General features: G+C 60.0%; 1 protein-coding gene and 2 rRNA genes. 2 read left to right on the top strand and 1 reads right to left on the bottom strand.

Annotation, left to right across the window (positions count from 1 at the left end):
• The coding region (gene trpS / locus CV755_RS21965) for a tryptophan--tRNA ligase (RefSeq protein ID WP_109282035.1) at nucleotides 1-761 on the bottom strand (761 nt) is incomplete at its 3' end.
• Between the two features lie 709 nt (nucleotides 762-1,470).
• Between trpS and CV755_RS21955 the strand changes: the two genes are divergently transcribed.
• Nucleotides 1,471-2,993, top strand: a 16S ribosomal RNA gene (locus tag CV755_RS21955).
• A gap of 280 nt (nucleotides 2,994-3,273) precedes the next feature.
• Nucleotides 3,274-5,010: ribosomal RNA gene (locus CV755_RS21950) — 23S ribosomal RNA — on the top strand; the annotation flags it as partial.

Raw genomic sequence — 5,010 nt, 5'->3', positions numbered from 1 at the left:
AGCAGCTCCAGCAGATTGGCCACTCCCGGGTGCGCCTCACGGTCGTAGACCACATCGCTTCCGCTGTCGGTGACCGCGCGCATGATCTTCTTGCGCACCACCTCCGGTTCATCGAGCAGATAGACGATGCCGGAGGTCTCGGCGTGCGACTTGCCCATCTTGGACGTCGGGTCCTGGAGGTCCATCACCCGGGACGCGACCTCCGGCAGCACTGCCCGGGGCACGGTGAAGGTGTGCCCATAGCGTTGGTTGAAGCGGACCGCCAGGTCCCGGGTCAGCTCGACGTGCTGGGCCTGGTCGTCGCCGACCGGGACCTCGTCCGCGCCATAGGCGAGGATGTCCGCCGCCATCAGCGCGGGATAGGTCAGCAGGGACAGCCTTACGCTGCCTCCGGTGGACCGCTCGCGGACCGATTTCTCCTTGTACTGGATCATCCGGCGCATCTCGCCATCGGTGGCCGTGCACTCCAGGAGATAGGAGAGGCGGGTGTGCTCGTCCACATGGCTTTGTACAAACAGCGTGCAGAGCTCCGGGTCCAGGCCGGCGGCCAGGAACAGGGTCGCCGTCTGCCGGCTGAGCCGCCGCACCCGGGCGGGGTCGTGATCCACGGTCAGCGCATGCAGATCGACCACGCAGAACAGGGCCTCGGCCCGGTGCTGGTCGGATTCCACCCACTGGCGAATGGCGCCGAGGTAGTTGCCAAGGGTGAGGTGGCCGGTGGGCTTGACGCCGCTGAAGATCCGAGTGGTCCGTGTGGTCATGGTGTCCTTCTCCCCAGGTGCGGGACCACCGCCACGGACAGCAAAAACGGCCGCCGAGGCGGCGGCCGTTGAGTGCATGCGAGAACGGCCGCCCTAGGCGGCCCACCACTGTTGGGTGTGCGCATGCTGCTTGGTCATGCGGACGACAGTACCCCGGCAGGGGGCCTCCGCGAGGGATTTGATGGTGCGTACAGCCTCGTGTAGAGTTCTTCGGGTTGCCACGGCGTCCATACGGATGACGGGGCGGCACCTCTGGCCGCACCGGCGGCATCCACTACTGCACGGCCCCTGAACGGGATGGATTTCGGCGTGCCCGAATTCCGGCTCGGACTTCGATTAGGAGTCACCGGGGAAATCCGCTAAAGTAGTGATCACGCCGGGACGCGAAAGCGAAAAGGCGAGAAACCCCGCTCCAGCAGGGGCCGGAAACGAGAAATCGGATCTGGTAAGGTTGGAAACACCGAAGGGAAGCGCCCGGAGGAAAGCCCGAGAGGGTGAGTACGAAGGAAGCGTCCGTTCCTTGAGAACTCAACAGCGTGCCAAAAGTCAACGCCAGACTATAAAAACCCCGTCCACCACGTTGTGGTGGGTGAGGTTCCTTTTGAAATACACAGCGAGGACGCTGTGAACGACCGGGCTTATTCCGCCTGGTTGTTCCGCTCTCGTGTGTGTGCACCGGCAGTTTTTAATTAAACGCGGCCGGTAAACATTCACGGAGAGTTTGATCCTGGCTCAGGACGAACGCTGGCGGCGTGCTTAACACATGCAAGTCGAACGATGAACCGGTTTCGGCCGGGGATTAGTGCGAACGGGTGAGTAACACGTGGGCAATCTGCCCTGCACTCTGGGACAAGCCCTGGAAACGGGTCTAATACCGGATACGACCCGGGGAGGCATCTCCTCGNGGTGGAAAGCTCCGGCGGTGCAGGATGAGCCCGCGGCCTATCAGCTTGTTGGTGGGGTGATGGCCTACCAAGGCGACGACGGGTAGCCGGCCTGAGAGGGCGACCGGCCACACTGGGACTGAGACACGGCCCAGACTCCTACGGGAGGCAGCAGTGGGGAATATTGCACAATGGGCGAAAGCCTGATGCAGCGACGCCGCGTGAGGGATGACGGCCTTCGGGTTGTAAACCTCTTTCAGCAGGGAAGAAGCGCAAGTGACGGTACCTGCAGAAGAAGCGCCGGCTAACTACGTGCCAGCAGCCGCGGTAATACGTAGGGCGCAAGCGTTGTCCGGAATTATTGGGCGTAAAGAGCTCGTAGGCGGCTTGTCGCGTCGGATGTGAAAGCCCGGGGTTAACCCCGGGTCTGCATTCGATACGGGCAGGCTAGAGTTCGGTAGGGGAGATCGGAATTCCTGGTGTAGCGGTGAAATGCGCAGATATCAGGAGGAACACCGGTGGCGAAGGCGGATCTCTGGGCCGATACTGACGCTGAGGAGCGAAAGCGTGGGGAGCGAACAGGATTAGATACCCTGGTAGTCCACGCCGTAAACGTTGGGAACTAGGTGTGGGCGACATTCCACGTTGTCCGTGCCGCAGCTAACGCATTAAGTTCCCCGCCTGGGGAGTACGGCCGCAAGGCTAAAACTCAAAGGAATTGACGGGGGCCCGCACAAGCAGCGGAGCATGTGGCTTAATTCGACGCAACGCGAAGAACCTTACCAAGGCTTGACATACACCGGAAAGTGCTAGAGATAGTGCCCCCTTGTGGTCGGTGTACAGGTGGTGCATGGCTGTCGTCAGCTCGTGTCGTGAGATGTTGGGTTAAGTCCCGCAACGAGCGCAACCCTTGTTCTGTGTTGCCAGCATGCCTTTCGGGGTGATGGGGACTCACAGGAGACTGCCGGGGTCAACTCGGAGGAAGGTGGGGACGACGTCAAGTCATCATGCCCCTTATGTCTTGGGCTGCACACGTGCTACAATGGCCGGTACAATGAGCTGCGATACCGTGAGGTGGAGCGAATCTCAAAAAGCCGGTCTCAGTTCGGATTGGGGTCTGCAACTCGACCCCATGAAGTTGGAGTTGCTAGTAATCGCAGATCAGCATTGCTGCGGTGAATACGTTCCCGGGCCTTGTACACACCGCCCGTCACGTCACGAAAGTCGGTAACACCCGAAGCCGGTGGCCCAACCCTTGTGGAGGGAGCCGTCGAAGGTGGGACTGGCGATTGGGACGAAGTCGTAACAAGGTAGCCGTACCGGAAGGTGCGGCTGGATCACCTCCTTTCTAAGGAGCACATAGCCGACTGCGAGCGAATGTCTCGCACGGTTGCTCATGGGTGGAACGTTGACTATTCGGCACAGTCTCAGGGGGTTCGTTAGTACTGCTTCGGCGTGGAACGCGAAATCTTCTCGGAGGCTGGGCCGGGCACGCTGTTGGGTATCTGAGGGTACGGCCGTCGTGCGTGGCGTNTCGGTTGCCGGKCCCAGTGAACTCGCCTTTTTGGGGTGGGGTGATGGGTGGCTGGTCGTTGTTTGAGAACTGCACAGTGGACGCGAGCATCTGTGGCCAAGTTTTTAAGGGCGCACGGTGGATGCCTTGGCACCAGGAACCGATGAAGGACGTGGGAGGCCGCGATAGGCCCCGGGGAGCTGTCAACCGAGCTGTGATCCGGGGGTGTCCGAATGGGGAAACCCGGCAGTCGTCATGGGCTGTCACCTACTGCTGAACACATAGGCAGTATGGAGGGAACGCGGGGAAGTGAAACATCTCAGTACCCGCAGGAAGAGAAAACAACCGTGATTCCGGGAGTAGTGGCGAGCGAAACCGGATGAGGCCAAACCGTATGCGTGTGATACCCGGCAGGGGTTGCGTATGCGGGGTTGTGGGATCGCACTTTCATGGTCTGCCGGCCATGAGGCGAGTCAGAAACCGTTGATGTAGGCGAAGGGCATGCGAAAGGCCCGGCGTAGAGGGTAAGACCCCCGTAGCTGAAACATTAGCGGCTTGCTTGTGCGACACCCAAGTAGCACGGGGCCCGAGAAATCCCGTGTGAATCTGGCGGGACCACCCGTTAAGCCTAAATATTCCCTGGTGACCGATAGCGGATAGTACCGTGAGGGAATGGTGAAAAGTACCGCGGGAGCGGAGTGAAATAGTACCTGAAACCGTGTGCCTACAAGCCGTGGGAGCGTCGGATGTACTTTGTGCATCTCGTGACTGCGTGCCTTTTGAAGAATGAGCCTGCGAGTTTGCGGTGTGTTGCGAGGTTAACCCGTGTGGGGAAGCCGTAGCGAAAGCGAGTCCGAATAGGGCGACCAGAGTAGCGCGCCCAAGACCCGAAGCGGAGTGATCTAGCCATGGGCAGGTTGAAGCGGCTGTAAGAGGTCGTGGAGGACCGAACCCACCAGGGTTGAAAACCTGGGGGATGACCTGTGGTTAGGGGTGAAAGGCCAATCAAACTCCGTGATAGCTGGTTCTCCCCGAAATGCATTTAGGTGCAGCGTCGTGTGTTTCTTGCCGGAGGTAGAGCACTGGATAGGCGATGGGCCCTACCGGGTTACTGACCTTAGCCAAACTCCGAATGCCGGTAAGTGAGAGCGCGGCAGTGAGACTGTGGGGGATAAGCTCCATGGTCGAGAGGGAAACAGCCCAGAGCATCGACTAAGGCCCCTAAGCGTACGCTAAGTGGGAAAGGATGTGGAGTCGCAGAGACAACCAGGAGGTTGGCTTAGAAGCAGCCACCCTTGAAAGAGTGCGTAATAGCTCACTGGTCAAGTGATTCCGCGCCGACAATGTAGCGGGGCTCAAGCGTACCGCCGAAGTCGTGTCATTGCAGCATGTACATCTAACGGTGGCTGTGATGGGTAGGGGAGCGTCGTGTGCCGGGTGAAGCAGCGCCGGAAGGTAGTTGTGGACGGTTCACGAGTGAGAATGCAGGCATGAGTAGCGATACAAGAGTGGGAAACTCTTGCGCCGATTGACTAAGGGTTCCTGGGTCAAGCTGATCTGCCCAGGGTAAGTCGGGACCTAAGGCGAGGCCGACAGGCGTAGTCGATGGACAACCGGTTGATATTCCGGTACCCGCTTTGAAGCGCCAGCGCTGAACCAGGCGATGCTAAGTCCGTGAAGCCGCCCTGATCTCTTCGGAGTTGAGGGGAGTGGTGGAGCCGACGGACCAGACCTGTAGTAGGTGAGCGATGGGGTGACGCAGGAAGGTAGTCCAGCCCGGGCGGTGGTTGTCCCGGGGTAAGGGTGTAGGACGTCACGTAGGCAAATCCGCGTGACATATAGTCTGAGACCT

Source organism: Streptomyces orinoci, assembly GCF_003121295.1.
Taxonomy (GTDB): domain Bacteria; phylum Actinomycetota; class Actinomycetes; order Streptomycetales; family Streptomycetaceae; genus Streptomyces; species Streptomyces orinoci.
Note: the sequence above shows the minus strand (reverse complement) of the source record. Positions and strands in the feature narration are given on the sequence as shown.